Source organism: Aeromicrobium sp. Leaf272, from assembly GCF_001422865.1.
In the GTDB taxonomy this organism is placed as follows: Bacteria; Actinomycetota; Actinomycetes; order Propionibacteriales; family Nocardioidaceae; genus Aeromicrobium.
In genome coordinates, this window is sequence record NZ_LMMY01000009.1 from 666,709 (window position 1) to 667,499 (window position 791).

Below are 791 nucleotides of genomic sequence, written 5' to 3' on the forward strand. Positions count from 1 at the left end.
GGCCGTCGAGCTCGCTGTCGCGCAGGTCCACCAGCACGAGGTGGACGTCGGTGCCGCCGGACAGCACCTGCACGCCGGCCTCACGGGCGTCGTCGGCGAGCAGCCGCTCGGCCAGGATCTGCGCGCCCTCGATGGTGCGCTGCTGGCGGTCCTTGAAGTCGGGCTCGAGCGCCATCTTGAAGGCGACGGCCTTGGCGGCGATGACGTGCTCGAGCGGGCCGCCCTGCTGGCCGGGGAACACCGCGGACTGGAGCTTCTTGACCAGCTCGGGGTCGTTGGACAGGATCACGCCGCCGCGGGGACCACCGAGCGTCTTGTGCGTGGTGCTCGAGACGACGTGCGCGTGCGGCAGCGGCGACGGGTGCAGGCCGGCCGCGACCAGGCCCGCGAAGTGCGCCATGTCGACCCACAGGTAGGCACCCACCTCGTCGGCGATCTCGCGGAACGCGGCGAAGTCGAGCTGACGGGGGTAGGCCGACCAGCCGGCGATGATGACCTTGGGCGAGTGCTCGCGGGCGAGGCTGCGGACCTCGTCCATGTCGACCAGACCGGCGTCGTCCACGTGGTACGGGACGACCTCGTACAGCCGCCCGGAGAAGTTGATCTTCATGCCGTGCGTCAGGTGGCCGCCGTTGGCGAGGTCCAGACCCATGATCGTGTCGCCCGCGCGGGCGATCGCGTGCAGCACGGCGGCGTTGGCGCTGGCGCCCGAGTGCGGCTGGACGTTCGCGTAGTCCGCGTCGAACAGCTGCTTCAGCCGGTCGATCGCGATCTGCTCGACCTCGTCGACG

General features: G+C 70.9%; 1 protein-coding gene. It reads right to left on the reverse strand.

The window, feature by feature from the left end; all coding sequences use genetic code 11:
* A partial coding sequence (glyA, locus tag ASF38_RS17055) for a serine hydroxymethyltransferase (protein WP_235497403.1) occupies positions 1 to 791 on the reverse strand: 791 nt, incomplete at both ends.